The following is a 19,823-nucleotide window of genomic DNA, read 5'->3' on the forward strand; positions in this document are numbered from 1 at the left end:
TGCTTTACGTTCACGTCACACTCCTAAAGCCGCACGGGGCGGTTGTGGTAATTTATAGTTGAATCGAAATGTCATGTTGCTGCCCTTGTCGCTCGACGACTAAATCAAGCGTGCCCTGTTGTTGAATGCGATTGAGAATATCGGGAAGCGCCACCGAACGGCTCAGTGTTAGACCGTTAATAGCGACGGCGATATCACCCGGCTGTAACCCCGATTGCTCAAATAACACCGGATTTTTTCCTGGTGTAAGACGAAAACCTTTTAACTGTTTGGCATCGCCGACCTGCGCTAACTGGACATAATCAAATAAGCGCTGAGGATTGCTGGCAAGCTGTCGCGCTAAGTCGGCAGGCCAGTCAGGGCTGGTCTGCCTTGAGATTGGCGTCGGCTTTGGGGGCGTATGGTTACCCTCAGAAGAAGAGAACACGGTTTGCGGTGTACTGTCGGCCTCCACACCCGGCATCAACAAGGCTTCACGACGCGTGCCTTGACGAAGGATAACGCGATCGGACAAGACTTGATCGAGACTGACCTGGGTACCTTTAACTTGCTCACCCACACCATAGGTTGCTTGTTGACCACCGTTAGCAATCACCGCTAATGCCCGAGCAGGCTGATTGGAAGCCACCACGCCGACTAAAGTAAGCTGTAAACGGGTCTCAGGCACTTGGCTAACCGACTGCTGGCGCTGTTGCGCGGAAGCTTGGAATCGACCAAATAACTGGGCATTAATCGCGGGCGCCAATGAAAAGGCCCCCTTACTGGCGACTTGGCTCGTCACAACCTGACTACTCGACGGCAAGATAGGTGCCGCGGGAGGCGTGTAGACATGCCACACCAGCCGCCCAATAAGCCAAGCCAGTATTAGTACTAGCCCACCGTTTAGGCACAGCAGTACCCGACCGCGTGTCAGTGCAGACATCGAGATTGTTCGTTGAGGGCTTCCTGCCTGGATCATCCTTTTAAAACCAATTAATGACACCACATGCCTATTGATGGCCTTTTTCGCCATTAGATTCCACGATTAGATTACGAAAAGCTGGACATACTAGCAAAAACACATTGTGATCTTGAGACTTTTTCATTTATAGCGTGTTTATTTTACCCAAGTCGCAGCGATGACGGGAGGATGAGCGCTGATGCTGTGATACTGCTCTAAAGTAAATTTTATGCTAATGTCGCCGATCCAGATTGCGCAGGAGTTGAGGGATGAAAAAAAGCAAATCAGCACCTTTGACAGCGGTCAGGTTAGATAAATGGCTGTGGGCCGCTCGCTTTTATAAAACACGCTCTATTGCTCGCAATATGATCGATGGGGGCAAGGTGCACTACAATGGTCAACGTGCCAAGCCAAGCAGAATGGTCGAGGTTGGGGCTGAGATACGCTTGCGCCAAGGCCATGATGAAAGAACCATCACTGTTTTAGCGTTATCGGAGCAACGTCAAGGCGCGCCGATCGCGCAAACCTTGTATCAAGAAACCGACACGAGCCTAAAGAAACGTGAGCACGAGACGGAAATGCGTCGCTTAAATGCCCATAATCCACGTCCCGATGGACGACCGGATAAAAAGCAACGCCGAGATATTCGTAAGTTTAAACAAGGCATAGACTAAGGCCGCAAGTCGCGCCATTGCCGGAGAGAGATTGCATGTCAAACGATCAATTACACCGTTACCTATTCGAAGATGTGTCTGTGCGTGGTGAGCTAGTCAAGCTCGACGAAACCTATCAACGCATCCTGGAGAATCAAAACTTCCCAGCCCCGGTGAATGCTTTACTGGGTGAAATGTTGGCCGCCACCAGCCTGCTTACCGCAACACTCAAATTTAATGGCTCGATCACGGTGCAATTGCAGGGAGATGGTCCTGTGTCGCTGGCGGTCATTAATGGTGATCACCATCAGCAACTGCGCGGCACCGCGCGGGTGAAAGGTGACGTCAAAGAGGATGCGACCTTGCCAGAAATGATGGGCAAGGGCCAACTGGTCATTACCATTGAGCCTGTCGATGGCGAGCGCTATCAAGGCATTGTTGGCTTAGAGTCGGAGCATTTACAAGGTTGCTTGGAAGATTACTTCGCACGCTCAGAGCAGTTAATGACCCGTCTTTGGTTACGCACGGGAGAGGTTGACGGCAAGCCGCATGCGGCCGGTATGATGTTGCAAGTGTTGCCTGACGATAAAGGCGACGAAGGCGACTTTGATCACCTTGCCCAGCTGACTGAAACGATTAAAAATGATGAACTTTTCAGCCTCAGCGCCAAAGATGTCTTATACCGTCTGTACCATCAAGAGAAAGTCACCCTGTATCCGGCACAAGATGTGGTGTTTAAATGCAGTTGCTCCCGTGAACGCAGTGCCGGTGCTATTGCCGCGATTGAGCGCAGTGAAGTCGACAAAATGGTCGCGGAAATGGGTACGATCCATTTGCACTGTGATTACTGTGGCACTGACTATGCGTTCGATAGCGTTGATGTGGCGGCAATTTTTGAGCAAAACGCCAGCTCCTCCTCTCAAATGCAATAACCACGTGCTACATTTTTAGCGCTTCGAAGTAAATAAGCTTGACCAAGCTCAAAAGCCAGCACAACGCTGGCTTTTTTCTTATTCCTTCCCGACTTAACTCACATTTTTCTGCGCGTTATTTTTGTACAAACAATAATAGGTCTTTGGGTAGCGCAAACGTTTAACTAAGCGTTACCATGTCTATGACATGGCAGCTGGTGGTCCGTACCCTACAATCACAATAACCCCAGTCTGTCGTCATCTATGGAGTCAGTTCCTGAATCTATATTTCAGGTTGCTAGCACAAAGACAGTTAACACCATCTTACCTCAAGGAGCACCTATGACTGTCCTGAACGTCGAATCTGAGGTCGCTGACATCGATCTTTCCCGTTATGGTCTGGAAAATGTCAAAGAAGTCATCCGTAACCCCTCATATGAGCAGTTGTTCGAAGAAGAAACCAAACCTGGGCTGGAAGGCTACGAGAAAGGCGTAGTGACCGAACTCGGCGCGGTGTCGGTAGACACGGGTATTTTTACCGGCCGTTCTCCCAAAGATAAGTACATTGTTCGTGATGACACCACGCGCGATACCCTGTGGTGGTCGGATCAAGGCAAAAACGATAATAAACCGATCGATCAAGCGGTATGGAATGATCTCAAGGCACTGGTCACACAACAACTCTCTAATAAACGCCTGTTTGTCGTTGATGGCTATTGCGGTGCCAACCCCAACACACGATTACGTATTCGCGTGATCACCGAAGTGGCTTGGCAGGCGCACTTCGTCAAAAATATGTTTATTCGTCCAACCGAGGAAGAGCTTAAAGATTTCGAGCCCGACTTTGTGGTGATGAATGGTGCCAAATGCGTGAACAACCAATGGCGTGAACACGGCCTAAACTCAGAAAACTTTACCGTTTTCAACCTCACCGAACGGATGCAGCTTATTGGCGGTACTTGGTATGGCGGTGAAATGAAAAAAGGCATGTTCGCGATGATGAACTACTTCTTGCCGTTGCAAGATGTCGCATCGATGCATTGCTCCGCCAACATGGGCAAAGATGGCGACGTTGCCATCTTCTTCGGGCTATCTGGAACCGGGAAAACCACACTCTCCACCGATCCTAAGCGCCAGCTTATCGGTGACGATGAACATGGTTGGGACGATCAGGGCGTCTTTAACTTTGAAGGGGGCTGCTATGCCAAAACCATCAAGTTATCTAAAGAGGCTGAGCCAGATATCTATAACGCCATCCGCCGTGATGCGTTATTAGAAAACGTCACCGTCCGTGGCGACGGCCGCATCGATTTTGACGATAATTCGAAGACAGAAAACACCCGCGTGTCATACCCCATTTATCATATCGATAATATTGTGAAGCCGGTCTCAAAAGGCGGTCATGCCAACAAGGTGATTTTCTTGTCTGCGGATGCATTCGGCATACTTCCACCGGTGTCTAAATTGACGCCTGAACAAACCAAGTACCATTTCTTATCTGGTTTTACCGCGAAGTTAGCAGGTACCGAGCGCGGCATTACTGAACCCACGCCTGCTTTCTCAGCGGCCTTTGGCGCGGCATTTTTGACCTTGCACCCCACCAAGTATGCGGAAGTATTGGTCAAGCGCATGGAGGCGGCAGGGACTGAAGCCTATCTGGTCAATACAGGCTGGAATGGCTCAGGCAAGCGGATATCCATCAAAGATACCCGCGCGATCATCGACGCGATTTTAGACGGCTCGATCGAAAAAGCCGACACCAAGGTAATTCCAATCTTTAATTTGGAAGTTCCTGTCTCGCTAGACGAAGTGAGCGACGGCATTCTTGACCCGCGTGATACCTATGTTGACCCGCTGCAATGGGAAAGCAAAGCGAAAGACCTGGCCACACGCTTTATCGATAACTTCGATAAATACACAGATACCGAAGAAGGCGCAGCCTTGGTCGCTGCAGGTCCACAGTTAGACTAACCCCTAGCCCCATATTGCTGATGCGATATGGGGCGCTATTCCTCAGGGTGACTGGTTGACTGGTCGACTGGTTGAAGTTTGGCAACTTTTGCGCCAATCTTACTGCTACTCGTTGCCTGATAGGATTCATTCATGCGCATCCTGGCCAAACTCTTTGCCAGCTTTTTTATCCTAATCATAATCTCACTGTCAGTGATTTTTGTGTTGCTCCATACGCGACACGCCACCCAGGTTTTCACTGCCCTTATCACCCCTATACTGCCAGGCACCTTAACGGCAGAACAGGTGGACTATCACTGGCAACGCCCGCTTCACCTCACTCTGACGCAACCGAATTACCAATATGGCCATCAACACTGGCAGGCCAATACGGCGCGTGTACAGTTCTCTGTCGAGCGATGGTCTCACCTGCAATGGGTAAGGATTGACGGTCTAAGCCTTGACCTGACCGATCGGGCCATAACGTCTCTCGATATGCTACCGGCGACGCTTACCATTGGTCGTGTCCTTTTTAATGATCTTTCCCTGCAAGGACAAGGCTGGCAAGCGCAGCAAGTCAGCGCTCAGCTCAATGATTGGCACAAAGGACAAGCCCCCTTAGGATCAGTTCGCGGCCGCGCGCAATGGGAGGCCAAACAAGTCGACTGGCATGGGCTACAAGCCTCCCGACTTTTAGTCGATGCCACACCAGCGCCTAACGGTTGGCAATTCCGCGGCGTGTCTTTTGAGTGGCAAGGTGCCGCGATCAGCGCCCAAGGCCATTGGCAGCCAGGTGCGCTCGCCTTAACCCAGTTAACCCTGAGCGATGTCATTATCGACGGGGAAGACACGTATCAACGCGTGTCCAACGCCTTATTGCAATGGCCCCACACAACCACGTTAACCATCGACCGTACTGATATTCGCCAACTCAGTGCCGAAACCGAACAGTTTTCGGTGAATGGCCTCACCTTATCGGCCGAGCACATCACCATTGCGCCAAAGACGCCTTGGTGGCAACAGCCTAAGCTGCGTGCATCATTCAACGCTGACTATATCCGCTGGCACACGCAGACTTGGGATCAACCGCTTGGGGATATTGAACGTCACGGCGAAAGCTGGGTGATCCATCAGTTGACCAGTCAATGGCAAGAAGGATTTGTCGGGCTATCCGGGCACTTTTCTAAGCGTCATTGGCAGATTGATAAGCTACAAGCCAATAACCTGACACTCAGTCACTCAGTGCTTTCTCCGCTGATGGCGGCACTCCCGGAGTGGCCAGAGACACTGTTCATTGACGACGTATCACTGAAACATAATCAATGGCTGGCCTTATCGCCGCAGTTTCCTATCAAAATCAGTGGCATTGATGTTAATGGACGCGCATTGCAGCTATCCCCGTTCAAACAATGGCGCTTAACCGATGGCAGTTTAACCGCCAGCGCAAGCCACGCCAGCATCAATCAGCATTGGCTGGCTGAGCCCTATTTGCGCCTCGATGCCGATCAAGGGAAATTAACCCTCCAGCAGTTATTGCTGGGCTTCCCTGATGGCCAACTGGCTGTATCGGGCGCCTGGGATTTAAGCGCCCCCAGTCAACCATGGTCACTGCTTGTGGATGGGTTACAAATTCCGCTCTCTGTTTATCAAGACTGGTTTGATTGGCCCCTACCCCTAACAGGGTTTCATGATATTGAGGCAAAGTGGTCAGGGCTGGCAGCGGATCGAGAAAGCTTCAATGTGGGGCTCAATGGCGAGATGGATATCACCTTCTTAGATGCAAAAACCCATGCAGACTCAGACACAAATTGGGCCACACAAATAAGCGCTTGGCTGCAACCGCCAAGCCCCAAGAAGGACAAACAACAGACTTTCCCGTTTGAGACTTTATCCATTGATGCTGATCGCGGTCAACTGACCGGCGCACTGCAAGGCGAGACACGCTTATCCATCCAGTGGCCGATTTATCGCACGGACGCCCCACGCATTCGTTAGCGTAACAAAGTCAACTGTGGAGCAGGTTGTGCGGTAGCGCCATCATCCGAGGGGAGCAGGACATAGGTGCCGGTAAACACACCGGCTTTTTCATCACCACTGAAAAAATCGACTTCTAACGTCACACGGGCACGGCGTCCGTTTTCTAATCGATCGAGCTCGCCACTAAGGTTATCGAGTGACACACTCGCCCGGGGCCGTTCTGCAACCGGACGACGGTAGCGAATATGGCTATCCGCTAGGACAATATCCGCGCTGAGTTGGCGCTCTTTCATCAATAGCCATACCATGCCCCAACCGGTTAACGTCGCAAGGCTGAAAATACTGCCCGCAAACATGGTTTGGCGAGGGTTTAAATTGGCGTTTAAATTGGCGCTCACTTCAAAGCTGTAGCCAGTGAACTGGCTAATTTTGACTCCCATTTTGTCGCTAATCGGAATGTGTGCTTGCCAACGCTGCTGAAGCTCGGTGCACCACTCGGGACGGCGAACCACATCCGATAACGGATCCAAGGGTTTAACCATCTGCTGATGACGTATCGGTCCTCGCTCGTCACTCAGATCGCCCTGACGGAGGAAATCGTGTTGCGCATAAAAGCTCACCGCCTCTTCACGCGCACTGCACACCAGACGCTTAGCGCCCTCTTCCCGCGCCAACGACTCTAACGCCATGAGCACTAAGGCGCCTAAACCACGATTACGATAATCTGGTGACACCGCCATATATCGGATTTGGCCGTCATTGTCTGGGGTTAAGTACAAGCGTCCAATCGCGACCGGCGCGTCATCACTGTCTACGATCATACGATGGCACGCATTAACATCATACGCATCGCGCTCTGAACCACGCGGCGCATGCCATGGCTCTCTTAACATCCGATAACGAAAGTCATAATAACGCGCTAGCTCTTGCTCTGTGCGCGGGGTAACGATTCTAAACATGCCTGTCTCTCCTTGTGAGGCGCGTGGTTATACCTGAAGCCAGAAAGTCACAGGACCATCATTAACGAGGCTTACTTTCATGTCGGCGGCGAATTGACCCGTTTGCGTTTTTAACCCTGCACGCTGGCAATCCTGACAAAATACCGTGTACAAACGTTCTGCCTCATCAGGCGATGCCCCCGAGAAGCTCGGACGCATTCCCTTTTTTGTGTCGGCAGCCAGGGTAAACTGCGATATCACCAACAATTCACCGCCGTGCTGCGACACATTAAGATTCATTTTGCCATTATCGTCTTCAAACACACGATAACCTCTGACTTTATGCGCCAGTTTCGCGGCATCCGCATCGGTGTCGCCCTTTTCGACGCCCAGAAGCACCACCAGCCCTTTCCCTATCGCACCGAGGATCTCACCGTCGACAGTGACATTGGCTTCACTCACGCGTTGAATTAGGGCAATCATAAGGCGCCTCCGCTTGATTGATTAAAGGATGGGATGGCTCAGCCAAACCGGCTGACTGATTGTTAACCGCTGGCGAGGTGCCACTTGGCCACCAAGCCTCCGACTCTCTTAAAGTCGCGGTAACTTGTGCGCCGAATAATACAATACACCAGCTAAAATACACCCACACAAACAGAATGGGCACCACGGCCAGGGCGCCGTAAATTAATTGATACGAGGGAAAGTGGGCAACATATAGCGCGAATACTTTTTTACTTAGCTCAAATAGCACACTCGCCACAGCCGCACCGACCAAGGCATGGCGAAGGCGCACGCGAGTGTTAGGTACCAGGGTATACAACCCCATAAAGGTGAGCGTGGTTAAAAGAAAAGGCAGGATTCGGAGTAAGGTGGTAAACAAATCATTCGCCAGCCCTGTTTGTAATAACGACAAAGACGTTAAGTAAGAGCTCAGCGCGATGCTAGTACCAATCAAAATAGGCCCTAACGTGAGCACCATCCAATAGATTGAGAACGCAATCATCATCGGCCGTTTGGTCTGAATTTTAAACGTGTGGTTCAAACTTTTGTCGATCGCCGAGATCAGCATAATCGCGACCACAAACAAAAAACTGACCCCAACAGCGGTCATCTTACCGGCGTTAGCAACAAATTGGTTGAGATAGCGTGCCACTACCTCACCGGCGGCGGGAACAAAATTATTGATCACAAATGTTTGTAAGGTATCACCCACTTGAGAAAATCCCGGGAAACTCGAAAAAGCAGACAACACGACAGTGACTAAGGGGACCAAAGAAAGCAGCGTGACATACGCCATATAACCGGCACTCACCGTGAGCCTGTCTTCGCCCATACGCTGCCACAAATGCGTGAGCATCGCTTTCAACCAATTACGGCTGTCACGCCACGTTTTCTGATTTAGCGTCCCAATTATGCGCATCCTTCCACCTTTATCTTGTGCCCGTTTTACGCGTAATGAGTGTACATGATTTACTTCTCGCTCGCTGCGATCAAAAAAAGGCACCTAACGGTGCCTTTAATCTTGGGACAGAATCTGGTGACTCAGTCACATGATGATATAACGCGATTAACCTTTACGGCCAGCGCGCTTGCGGTCTGTCTCAGTCAACAGCTTTTTACGAATACGGATGCTTTCTGGCGTGACTTCAACCAGCTCATCGTCATCAATAAACTCAAGCGCTTGCTCCAAGGTATACTTGATCGCTGGGCTCAATACCTGCGCCTCATCAGTACCCGAGGCACGCACGTTAGTCAATTGCTTACCTTTCAAACAGTTAACCGTCAAGTCATTGGCGCGGTTATGAATACCGATAACTTGACCTTCGTACACTTCATCACCGTGTTCAGCAAACAAGCGACCACGGCCTTGTAGGTTAAACAAGGCATAAGTCAGTGCCTTACCTGCGGCGTTTGAGATCAATACACCGTTGATACGTTGGCCAATATCACCCCCTTTGAATTTACCGTAATGGTCAAAGGTATGATAAATCAGGCCCGAACCAGAGGTCAGGGTTAAGAACTCGGTTTGGAAACCAATTAAACCCCGTGATGGCATCACAAAGTCCATGCGTACACGGCCTTTACCGTCTGGGAGCATGTTGCTCAGCTCGCCTTTACGCAGACCGATGCTTTCCATAACGCCACCTTGATGCTCTTCGAGCACGTCAATGGTCACGGTTTCAAACGGTTCAAATTTCTCACCGTTTTCTTCTTTGATGATCACTTCAGGGCGAGATACGGCAAGCTCAAAGCCTTCGCGACGCATATTCTCGATAAGGATCGACAAGTGCAATTCGCCACGACCTGATACACGGAATTTATCCGGGTTCTCGGTCTCTTCAACACGCAGCGCCACGTTGTGAACCAGCTCTTTTTGCAAACGCTCAAGGATATTACGTGACGTCACGTACTTACCTTCTAGGCCGGCGAACGGCGAGGTGTTGACTTGGAACGTCATGGTCACAGTTGGCTCATCAACGGTCAGTGCGGGGAGCGCTTCAACGTTGCTTGGATCACAGATAGTGTCTGAAATCTTTAGCTCGCCCAGACCCGTAATAGCAATAATGTCGCCCGCTGAGGCTTCATCGACATCAGTACGGTCAAGGCCGAGGTAACCCAAGACGCTACCTACCTTGCCATTGCGCTTGCTGCCATCGGCACTGATGATGGTCACTTGCTGGTTCGGTTTCACCGAGCCACGCGTAATTCGACCCACGCCGATAACACCGACATAGGCGTTATAATCAAGCTGAGACACCTGCATTTGCAATGGCGTAGTAATGTCGACGTCAGGCGCATCGACGTTGTCCACGATCGCGTTGAACAACGGCTCCATATCGTCGCCTTCGGTCGCTTCATCTAGGCTCGCCCAACCGTTTAGCGCTGATGCGTAAACCACTTGGAAGTCTAACTGTTCGTCCGTGGCACCCAAGGTGTCAAACAGATCGAAAACTTGATCCATCACCCAGTCAGGGCGTGCACCCGGACGGTCAATTTTGTTGATAACCAAAATCGGCTTCAGGCCGTGAGCGAAGGCTTTTTGGGTCACAAAGCGGGTTTGTGGCATCGGACCATCAACGGCATCAACCACCAATAAGACCGAATCAACCATCGACATGATACGCTCGACTTCACCACCGAAATCGGCGTGCCCTGGGGTATCAACGATGTTAATTCGATAATCATTCCAGTTAATGGCGGTGTTTTTCGCCAAAATGGTGATGCCACGCTCTTTCTCAATATCATTTGAGTCCATGACACGCTCTTCCACCTCACCGCGGGAAGCCAGCGTACCGGATTGCTGAAGCAGCTTATCCACTAGCGTGGTTTTACCGTGGTCAACGTGGGCAATAATGGCGATATTTCTTAATTTATCTGTTTGTATTTTGGTCATGGACTCTCTTTTTCACTCGTTAGACGCGGCGCGTGTCGAACCTGACACGCTGAGACAGCGTATACTAGCACGACGGGGCCACCATCTGATTAAAAAAACGGCCGTAATGTACCAGATTTTGTCGCAAAACCCACCTTATTCTGTGAATCAGCTCACCATCAAAGTGGCTTGACTGCTGTCTAGTTGGTCATTTGTTAAGCAAATACAAGGATTCACCGGTCTTCGAGCAAACATGAATTTTTAAAGACGGCCCACACTCTCAATACCGATTGTCTGCTAAAAAGAAGAGGGGGATGGGGTTGCACCCATGTCGTGCACAAACATCTGCACCACCTTCGCCCCTTGCACTATGATTGAGCATGTGCGCACAATAATGGTGCAACCCGCTCTCGTTTGACGAGCACTGAGCGGCATTTTTACCCGCCGAGCCTGCTATGGCGTGGTTTTAAATTGTTGGCACAGTTTTCGCTTTGTCATGCAGCAAGGAGCCAACTCGCTATTTACCTAATTTGACACCGGAGGTTATTTCACATGTCAGTAGAAAATGTGCTCGCACTTATCCAAGAAAACGAGGTGAAATTCATCGACCTGCGCTTTACCGATACCAAAGGTAAAGAGCAGCATGTTTCCATCCCCTCTCATCAAGTGGACGATGACTTCTTTGAAGAAGGCAAAATGTTTGACGGTTCATCCGTGGCGGGCTGGAAAGGGATCAACGAATCAGACATGGTCATGATGCCAGATGCAAGTTCGGCCGTGCTTGATCCCTTTACCGAAGAAAGCACCTTGAATATTCGCTGTGATATTCTAGAGCCGTCTACCATGCAAGGGTATGATCGTGACCCACGTTCCATTGCTAAACGCGCTGAAGATTTCATGCGCTCAACGGGGATCGCAGATACCGTTCTGATTGGGCCTGAACCCGAGTTTTTCCTCTTTGATGACGTGAAATTCGCCACCGATATGGCCGGCTCTTTTTACAAAATCGATGACGTCGAAGCGAGCTGGAACTCAGGCACCGCACTGGAAGGCGGTAACAAAGGCCACCGTCCAGGCGTTAAAGGTGGCTATTTCCCTGTTGCACCGGTCGATTCGTCACAAGATATCCGCTCGGCCATGTCATTGGTCATGGAAGAGATGGGCTTAGTGGTTGAAGCGCACCACCATGAAGTGGCAACGGCTGGCCAAAACGAAATTGCGACCCGCTTTAACACCTTGACCACTAAAGCGGACGAAATTCAGATCTATAAATATGTGGTGCACAACGTCGCACACGCCTTTGGTAAGACGGCGACCTTTATGCCGAAACCACTGGTGGGCGATAATGGCTCAGGCATGCACGTTCACCAATCACTGGCCAAAGATGGTCAAAACCTCTTTGCAGGTGATAAATACGGTGGCCTATCTGAAACAGCACTTTATTACATTGGTGGTGTGATTAAGCACGCTCGAGCCATTAACGCCTTTGCCAACGCGTCAACCAACTCGTATAAGCGCCTGGTTCCTGGGTTTGAAGCGCCGGTCATGCTGGCTTACTCTGCGCGTAACCGCTCTGCGTCAATTCGTATCCCAGTGGTGCCTAGCCCGAAAGCGCGCCGTATTGAGCTCCGTTTTGCCGATCCAACCGCGAACCCTTATTTGTGCTTTGCTTCGATGCTGATGGCCGGCCTTGACGGTATCAAAAACAAGATTCATCCAGGCGATGCCATGGACAAAGACTTGTATGATCTCCCGGCCGAAGAAGCGGCAGAAATTCCGACGGTAGCGGAGTCCCTTAAAGAGGCTCTACAGGCGCTGGATGCTGACCGCGAATTCTTGACCGCAGGTGGCGTGTTCTCAGACGACTTTATCGACTCATACATCAAACTGAAAAGCGAAGATGTTGAGCGTATTCAAATGACAACGCACCCAGTTGAGTTTGAGCTTTACTATTCGGTGTAACGACTCGTCACGCTGAACATTTAAACTGTAGCCCACCTCGCAGGTGGGCTTTTTTATGCTTGGCGACTGTATGTACCCACTTACAATGCTCCGCAGGGGATCGCGCAAACCTAGGGGGCTTTGATGCGTGGGTTAGGTGTTCGTTGGCTAGGAGCTCTTTCGCGAGGCGCTATGTTACTAGGCGCTATGTTGCTAGGAGCTATGTTGCTGACATTGGCTTTTAGCAGCCATGCGGGCATGCTCTATCAGTGGACCGATGACCACGGACAAGTGCATTTTAGCGACCAACCTCCGGCGCACCCGTACCACGTTAGGCCGTATGCATCCCTAACGTCTTCGCCCTCTCTCTACGATGCCTCTTCGTCTTCGGCTGAGCAGCCTGCGCCAGCCCTGACACCACCCAAATCGGTGACACTCACCCTTGTATCGCCCAATGATGGCGCAACATTACGCAGTAATCCCGGCGAGCTATCCGTGACAGCCACGGTGTCACCGCTTTCCATCCCCGCCAAGCAAACACGGCTCGTCTTAGACGGCCAGCCCGTTGCGTCTCCCCCAACCATTAGCTTGAACGCATCACAGCGACAGCTGGATTGGCGGCTGGCGCCCATTGATCGTGGCACCCATCAGATTCAAGTCCAATACCTCGAAAGCGGCAAGGTAATTGCATCCTCATCGATACATCACGTGTATTTACACCGCGCGCACGTTAATCAACGCCATCGACGCCAAGATTAACCGACCACGGCACCTAAACCATCACAAACTCAGTGGTACCGGCTGCATCATGCAAGGATCTCGATTACACTCAATGCACCAAACTAGTGCAAACAAGGACGCGACACGGATGACGCCAGCTCAACTGTTTGATCATCTGCTTACCGCCATCATTGTGGTAGACAGCCAATGGCGTATTGAATACGTTAATGCAGCAGCAGAACAGCTAATGCATCAAAGTGCTAGGCGCTTGCGCCAGCAACCCCTCACACAGCAAATTCAGCATGCCAGTGTTGACTGGGCGCACATAGCCAGCGCCACTCAGGCAGGGCAAAGTTTAACGGATAGTGATGTCACTTGGGTGGTTGATGGACAACCACAAAAAGTACAACTCAGTGCAAGTCCCTTATTTGACGCCGAGGATGAGGGCCGTCTGTTACTTGAAGTCAACGTCGTGAGCCAGCAACAAAGGATCAGCAAGGAGCTGACCCAAAAAGCGCAACAACAAGCAGCAAAAGAACTGGTGCGTGGCTTAGCTCATGAAATAAAAAACCCGCTAGGCGGATTGCGCGGGGCGGCACAGCTACTGGAAAAAATGCTACCCGATGCCAGCCTCGCGGAGTATACCCAAATCATTATCGAGCAAGCGGACCGCTTAAGAAATTTAGTCGACCGCTTGCTTGGACCGCAGCGCCCGGGATTACGCCAACGGCAAAATATTCACGTGGTCTTGGAGAAAGTCCGTCAACTGGTCAGCCTTGATCATCATGACGGGGTGCATATTGTGCGCGACTATGATCCCAGTTTGCCTGATTTTGATATGGATCCAGAGCAGCTTGAGCAGGCGATCCTCAACGTCGTCACCAATGCCGCCGACGCGGTGAGTGGGCAAGAGGATGCACGCCTCACACTGCGCACCCGCACCGGTTTTCAAACCGTGATTCATGGTCAACGCCATCGTGTCGTGGCCCAGATAGAAATCATCGACAATGGCCCAGGTATCGCCCCTCACTTACAAGATACCTTGTTCTATCCGATGGTCACCAGCAAAGCGGATGGTAATGGACTCGGACTGGCCATTACCCACCACTTAATCGATCAACACCAGGGCAAAATTGAAGTGAATAGCTGGCCGGGCCATACCTGCTTCACTATCCAATTACCCGTTATTGAAAAGGATAGACCGCATGAGTAAAGGGACCATTTGGGTCGTGGATGATGACAGCTCGATTCGTTGGGTGATGGAGCGAACACTGAGTGCCGCGGGCCTCACGTGCGATACATTTTGCGATGCTGAAAGTGTAATGAGTGCGTTGCACGATCGCATCCCCGACGTTTTAGTGTCAGACATTCGCATGCCAGGCAGCGATGGGCTTGCTCTGCTCAATGTGGTGCAAGCACAACATCCAGACTTACCCGTCATTATCATGACCGCCCACTCTGATTTAGATGCCGCGGTTAATGCCTATAAAGAAGGCGCGTTTGAGTACCTGCCAAAACCTTTCGATATTGACGAAGCCTTAGCCTTGGTTGAGCGCGCGTTAGCCCACGTTAAAGAACAGCAAAAGCAGCAAACGGCGACGCAACCACACGCACAAACGCCAGAAATCATTGGCGAAGCCCCGGCGATGCAAGAAGTGTTTCGCGCCATCGGTCGGTTATCGCGCTCATCCATTTCGGTGTTAATCAACGGTGAGTCCGGCACCGGCAAGGAGTTAGTCGCCCAAGCGCTTCATCGCCATAGTCCGCGTTCAGAGCAAGCCTTTATTGCCCTGAACATGGCAGCAATCCCAAAAGATTTGATCGAGTCAGAGTTGTTTGGGCATGAGAAAGGCGCATTTACCGGAGCCAATGCCGTTCGCCAAGGACGGTTTGAGCAAGCCAATGGCGGCACCTTATTTTTAGATGAAATTGGTGACATGCCGTTGGATGTGCAAACGCGTTTGCTACGCGTGCTCGCCGATGGTCAATTCTATCGCGTGGGTGGCCACGCAGCCGTCGATGTGGATGTCCGTATTATTGCCGCGACCCACCAAGATTTAGAGCGCCTTGTCACCAATGGTACATTCCGAGAGGACTTATTCCATCGCTTAAATGTGATTCGCGTCCACCTTCCATCACTCAAGGACAGGCGCCAGGACATCCCACAACTGTGCCAACACTTTTTGGCCCGCGCGGCTAAAGAGTTAGATGTCGAGGCCAAACAACTTCACCCGGACACCGAAGCCATGATGAGTCAGCTTCCGTGGCCTGGCAATGTGCGTCAGCTGGAAAACACCTGCCGCTGGCTCACGGTGATGGCCAGCAGTAAAGAAGTACTCCCCGGTGATTTACCGCGCGAATTGGTCAATCAGCCATTGTCTGTGACCGACAGTGAAGCGCAAGACTGGCAGGATGCACTCACTCAATGGGCTCAGGACGCAATCACTCAGGGGCAGCATGGCATTTTGCAACAAGCATTGCCTAACGTGGAGCGAATACTCCTACAATCAGCGTTGCAACATACTCATGGGCATAAGCAAGAAGCCGCGAAAATTTTAGGATGGGGACGTAATACACTGACACGCAAGCTGAAAGAGCTTAATATTGAGCACTAACGCAATATTAAAACTAACACAATTTGAACCTCTGCTAAATTTAAGTAAAGAGATTGAAGTAAAAACCGTTGATCGTGTTAACTTCAATGGTGTTTAGTTGATGAGAAAAGTGATGTTGTTGTTCTGATGAGAAACATGCGCCCATTGTCGATTCGAGCCGCTGTAATGCTCCCCGTGTTTCTCGTGCTCACGTTCACCTTGATTGTGATCATTCTGACCATTAACAACCACTACCGCACCAGCTCTCAGTTTGTCGGTAAGTTACTGCTGGACGATTACTCTCAAGGGATTGAATTAGACTTACGCCAGTATCTTCAGCACCCGTTTAACGCCAACGTATTTGTCGCTGAGCGTCTCGCCGCTCGCCTCCAAGCCGCCCCCATCAACAATAAAGGCTTGCGAGACTATTTACTCAGTAGTCACACGTCGCTTTATCAAGCCATGCCATACATGCAAGTGCTCAGCATTGGCGTTGATGCGAACGGCGATTATTTTGGCTATCGCAAAAATCAAGCAGGCCAGTCGATTTTGATGGAGCGAAGTGATGCCACACAAGGCACATTACGCATCTTCGACGGTCGAACGTTAAACGCCAATATTGTTTACCAAGACAGCCACTATGATCCTCGTGTTCGCCCCTGGTATATTCCAGCCTTTAACCGCGAACAACCACGCTGGACCGATATATACCTCGATGCTGATGAAATCGGCGAAGTATCACTCTCTGCCATTGCGCCCGTGCAGGTTAGTGGCGAGGTCTGGGGGGTGGTCGCCAGCGATATCAAGCTGAACGCCTTTAATCGCTTTCTCAGTGAGCGCCAGCAAAAACTCGGCGGCGCGCTTTTTATTGTCGATGACGAAGGCAGGATGATCGCCCATAGCGGCAACAGCAGTCCTAGCAACATTTTACACTTCCCTAATATCACCAATAACTCAGTACTCAACGCCACCATCAATGAGATATCGGCTGATTGGCCTCCTGAACCTGAAAAGCTCGGCAAATCGTTTCATTTCGACATCCATGAAAAACAGGGTCACTTCTATGGCACCGTCAAAAAAATCGCCTTACCGCCGCCTTTTCAGCATCAATGGTATGTGGTGGCCGCCCTGCCTGATCAGCTGCTTCTCGAAAGCTTGTTAAGCCAACAAGAAATCAGTATTTATTTAGTGATCGCAATATCGGTAATTGGCTTGGTGATTGTTTATTTAATTATTCGCCAACTCACTCGGCCCTTGCGTGACACCGCAGAGGCGGCGGCAAAGCTCGCCTCAGGCAATCTCACCTATCGAATTAACACCCCTGCCAACCTGCGGGAGATTGCGATATTAAAAGACGCGTTTAATAACATGTCCGGCAAAATACAAGAGTCATTCAACCGCTTACGTCAGCAAGTCCGCCAAGATAACTTAACCCAGTTGTATACGCGCGAAGGCTTGATCGAACAAGCCGCCGGGCTGCGTTATCGGTCACCGAATACCTTGGCGATTTTAGGGGTCAATGGCTTTCGAGATATTAACGATAGCCTAGGTCAAGACGGCGGTGATGTGCTGCTATGTGCCATCGCACAACGATTAACAGATTTAGCCGATGGCTCCAGTATGCTAATCGCACGCGTTCGCGGTGATGAATTTGCAGTCCTGGCGCCCCACACCACTAACCGAACCCAGTCAGAAGCGCTAGTGAGTCAACTACTGAGCCTGTTTAACCGCCCAGTCACTATCGGTAACGACGATGTCCTGGTGGATGCTTGTGCCGGGGTGGTGTTCGGTTATACCTACGGGGATGCCATTCATGAAAGCCTCCAACACGCAGGGTTGGCTCTCAGTGAAGCCAAGCGCAGTGATGCGGCGATGTATGTCTATTTTGAAGCCAGTATGCAAGCTCGGGTGCAAGAACAGTCTCGGCTCCTGCTTGAGCTTCATCATGCCGTTCAGCATCATGAATTCGTCGTGTTCTATCAACCTTTCGTGCGCTTAAGCGATGGCTATTTCTGTGGCGCCGAGGCTTTAGTACGCTGGGAAAGCCCCAGCCGTGGCATGGTGTCCCCAGCAGAGTTCATTCCGGTCGCCGAACAAAGCGGTTTAATCAACCAAATCGGCATGCAAGTGCTTGAACAAGCCGCTTTTGATACGGTCGCACAAATTGAAGCCGGACGATGGCCTGCCCATTTCCAATTACATGTCAACTTATCAGCACGACAGTTATTATCGGCTGACTTTATCGACAAGTTGGAGCAAGTGCTCACACGCACACAACTTCCGCCCGAGAATTTAACCTTAGAGATCACTGAGTCACAATTGATGAGCCATGAGCATCTCGCGACCTCTGGGCTCACTAAAATCCGCGCCCTTGGGATTAAAATTGCGATTGACGACTTTGGTACGGGCTATTCTTCATTGGCCTATTTACATCAGATGGCTTTCGACAGCCTAAAAATCGACCGTAGCTTCGTCCATTCGATGACCGAAAACAGCACCAACCAAAGGATCATTGAAGCCGTGGTTGCCATGACCCGTGGCATGGATGTCCACTTGGTCGCTGAAGGCATTGAAACCAAAGAAGAGGCGGCTAGGTTACGTGAAATTGGTTGCCATTATGCGCAAGGGTTCTTGTTCGCCAGGCCCCTTCCCTTGGCCGAACAACCAACAGAACGGGTAACGGATAAATTGCCAACGCGATAAGGCTCACGTCCTACGCGCTTCGACAGCTGACGCATGGCGCCACAGTCGCTATACTGAGCGCCAACTCACCGGCTGGGAACCAACGATGATGAGACACGATTTTCCTTTAACGGACCTACACCGTCACCTCGATGGCAACATCCGCATCAATACGATTTTAGAGCTCGGTCAGCAGTTTTCGATGCCGCTGCCGGCACATGACATTGAAAGCCTGCGCCCCCATGTGCAGGTGGTTGATACCGCGCCTGATTTGGTCGCGTTTCTCTCAAAACTTGATTGGGGTGTGGCAGTACTCGGAGATCTCGACGCGGTACGGCGCGTGGCGTATGAAAACGTCGAGGATGCCCTAAATGCACACATCGACTATGCTGAACTACGGTTTTCTCCCTACTACATGGCGATGAAACATCAACTGCCCCTCGAAGGCGTGGTGGAAGCCGTCGTCGATGGCGTGCAGGCCGGTAGCCGTGACTTTGGCGTGAAAACCAACCTAATTGGCATCATGAGCCGTACTTTCGGCACCCAAGCCTGTATGGCCGAGTTGGATGCACTACTGACACAGAAATCGCAACTGGTTGCCATCGATTTAGCCGGTGACGAACTGGGGCAGCCCGGAGACCAATTCACCGAACATTTTGCCAAAGTTCGAGCCAGTGATTTGCAAGTGACGGTTCACGCTGGTGAGGCTGCGGGCGCTGAGAGTATGTGGCAGGCGATTAACGAGCTAGGCGCGACCCGTATTGGCCATGGCGTGAAAGCGATTGAAGACCCCGCTTTAATGGACTATTTAGCCAAGCACCGTATCGGGATTGAATCCTGCCTAACCTCGAATATTCAGACCAGTACCATTGCTGATCTCGCACAGCATCCGGTGCGCCAATTCCTCGACCACGGTATTCTGGCATCGTTAAATACCGACGATCCAGCCGTGGAAGGCATCGAGCTGCCCTATGAATATGAAGTCGCGGCCCCAGCCGCGGGCTTAACCGCTACGCAAATCAACACACTACAAGAAAATGGCCTAACCATTGCCTTCTTGTCTGACCATGAGAAAGCGGCGCTAATAGCCAAAGCTGCGGCCCGCTAATGGGCTGTGGGTGTTATAAAAAAAACCGCCATT

The 19,823-nt window shown here is 51.0% G+C and carries 15 protein-coding genes; 10 read left to right on the forward strand and 5 right to left on the reverse strand.

The window, feature by feature from the left end; translation table 11 throughout:
- Window positions 1–52: 52 nt before the first annotated feature.
- Window positions 53–922 (reverse strand): type II secretion system protein GspC, encoded by an 870-nt coding sequence (gspC, locus tag BZG81_RS07065; RefSeq protein ID WP_158011832.1) that lies wholly within the window; start codon window positions 920–922, stop codon window positions 53–55.
- 287 nt (window positions 923–1,209) lie between these two features.
- On the opposite strand from gspC, the gene hslR reads away from it, so the two are divergent.
- From hslR to BZG81_RS07085, 4 genes are all read left to right on the forward strand, one after another.
- Window positions 1,210–1,614 (forward strand): ribosome-associated heat shock protein Hsp15, encoded by a 405-nt coding sequence (gene hslR / locus BZG81_RS07070; RefSeq protein ID WP_077677052.1) that lies wholly within the window; start codon window positions 1,210–1,212, stop codon window positions 1,612–1,614.
- Window positions 1,615–1,649: 35 nt separating this feature from the next.
- On the forward strand, window positions 1,650–2,525 hold the full coding sequence (hslO, locus tag BZG81_RS07075) for an Hsp33 family molecular chaperone HslO (RefSeq protein ID WP_077677053.1): 876 nt from the start codon (window positions 1,650–1,652) through the stop codon (window positions 2,523–2,525).
- A gap of 321 nt (window positions 2,526–2,846) precedes the next feature.
- Complete coding sequence (gene pckA / locus BZG81_RS07080) at window positions 2,847–4,475, forward strand: phosphoenolpyruvate carboxykinase (ATP) (RefSeq protein ID WP_021022572.1); 1,629 nt, start codon at window positions 2,847–2,849, stop codon at window positions 4,473–4,475.
- Between the two features lie 132 nt (window positions 4,476–4,607).
- Entirely contained in the window at window positions 4,608–6,449 is a 1,842-nt protein-coding gene (locus tag BZG81_RS07085) for an AsmA family protein (protein ID WP_077677054.1), read from the forward strand.
- Here BZG81_RS07085 and BZG81_RS07090 read toward each other — a convergent pair.
- From BZG81_RS07090 to typA, 4 genes are all read right to left on the reverse strand, one after another.
- Window positions 6,446–7,390, reverse strand: a complete 945-nt coding sequence (locus BZG81_RS07090) for a bifunctional GNAT family N-acetyltransferase/hotdog fold thioesterase (protein WP_077647230.1) — start codon at window positions 7,388–7,390, stop codon at window positions 6,446–6,448. The two genes, BZG81_RS07085 and BZG81_RS07090, sit on opposite strands and share 4 nt — an antisense overlap.
- 27 nt (window positions 7,391–7,417) lie before the next feature.
- On the reverse strand, window positions 7,418–7,852 hold the full coding sequence (gene dtd, locus BZG81_RS07095) for a D-aminoacyl-tRNA deacylase (RefSeq protein WP_077661382.1): 435 nt from the start codon (window positions 7,850–7,852) through the stop codon (window positions 7,418–7,420).
- Window positions 7,824–8,792, reverse strand: a complete 969-nt coding sequence (locus BZG81_RS07100; RefSeq protein ID WP_077677055.1) for a virulence factor BrkB family protein — start codon at window positions 8,790–8,792, stop codon at window positions 7,824–7,826. Before BZG81_RS07100 ends, dtd begins: the two co-directional genes overlap by 29 nt.
- A 147-nt stretch (window positions 8,793–8,939) precedes the next feature.
- Window positions 8,940–10,766, reverse strand: coding sequence for a translational GTPase TypA (gene typA / locus BZG81_RS07105; RefSeq protein WP_077661384.1), 1,827 nt, complete (start codon window positions 10,764–10,766; stop codon window positions 8,940–8,942).
- Between the two features lie 531 nt (window positions 10,767–11,297).
- On the opposite strand from typA, the gene glnA reads away from it, so the two are divergent.
- The 6 genes from glnA (at window position 11,298) to add (ending at window position 19,790) form a co-directional block, all read left to right on the forward strand.
- A complete protein-coding gene (gene glnA / locus BZG81_RS07110; RefSeq protein ID WP_077461674.1) occupies window positions 11,298–12,707 on the forward strand; it encodes a glutamate--ammonia ligase in 1,410 nt (469 codons plus the stop codon).
- A 171-nt stretch (window positions 12,708–12,878) separates the two neighbouring features.
- On the forward strand, window positions 12,879–13,445 hold the full coding sequence (locus BZG81_RS07115; RefSeq protein WP_198533635.1) for a DUF4124 domain-containing protein: 567 nt from the start codon (window positions 12,879–12,881) through the stop codon (window positions 13,443–13,445).
- A 109-nt stretch (window positions 13,446–13,554) separates the two neighbouring features.
- The gene (gene glnL / locus BZG81_RS07120; protein WP_077677057.1) at window positions 13,555–14,619 is read left to right on the forward strand and encodes a nitrogen regulation protein NR(II); all 1,065 of its coding nucleotides are present in this window, start codon (window positions 13,555–13,557) and stop codon (window positions 14,617–14,619) included.
- On the forward strand, window positions 14,612–16,021 hold the full coding sequence (glnG, locus tag BZG81_RS07125) for a nitrogen regulation protein NR(I) (RefSeq protein WP_077677058.1): 1,410 nt from the start codon (window positions 14,612–14,614) through the stop codon (window positions 16,019–16,021). Before glnL ends, glnG begins: the two co-directional genes overlap by 8 nt.
- 135 nt (window positions 16,022–16,156) lie before the next feature.
- Entirely contained in the window at window positions 16,157–18,703 is a 2,547-nt protein-coding gene (locus BZG81_RS07130) for a bifunctional diguanylate cyclase/phosphodiesterase (RefSeq protein WP_198533636.1), read from the forward strand.
- An 85-nt stretch (window positions 18,704–18,788) separates the two neighbouring features.
- On the forward strand, window positions 18,789–19,790 hold the full coding sequence (gene add, locus BZG81_RS07135; protein WP_077461679.1) for an adenosine deaminase: 1,002 nt from the start codon (window positions 18,789–18,791) through the stop codon (window positions 19,788–19,790).
- The last annotated feature ends 33 nt before the right edge of the window (window positions 19,791–19,823 follow it).

The organism is Salinivibrio sp. MA607, from assembly GCF_001996245.1.
GTDB classification, from domain to species: domain Bacteria; phylum Pseudomonadota; class Gammaproteobacteria; order Enterobacterales; family Vibrionaceae; genus Salinivibrio; species Salinivibrio costicola.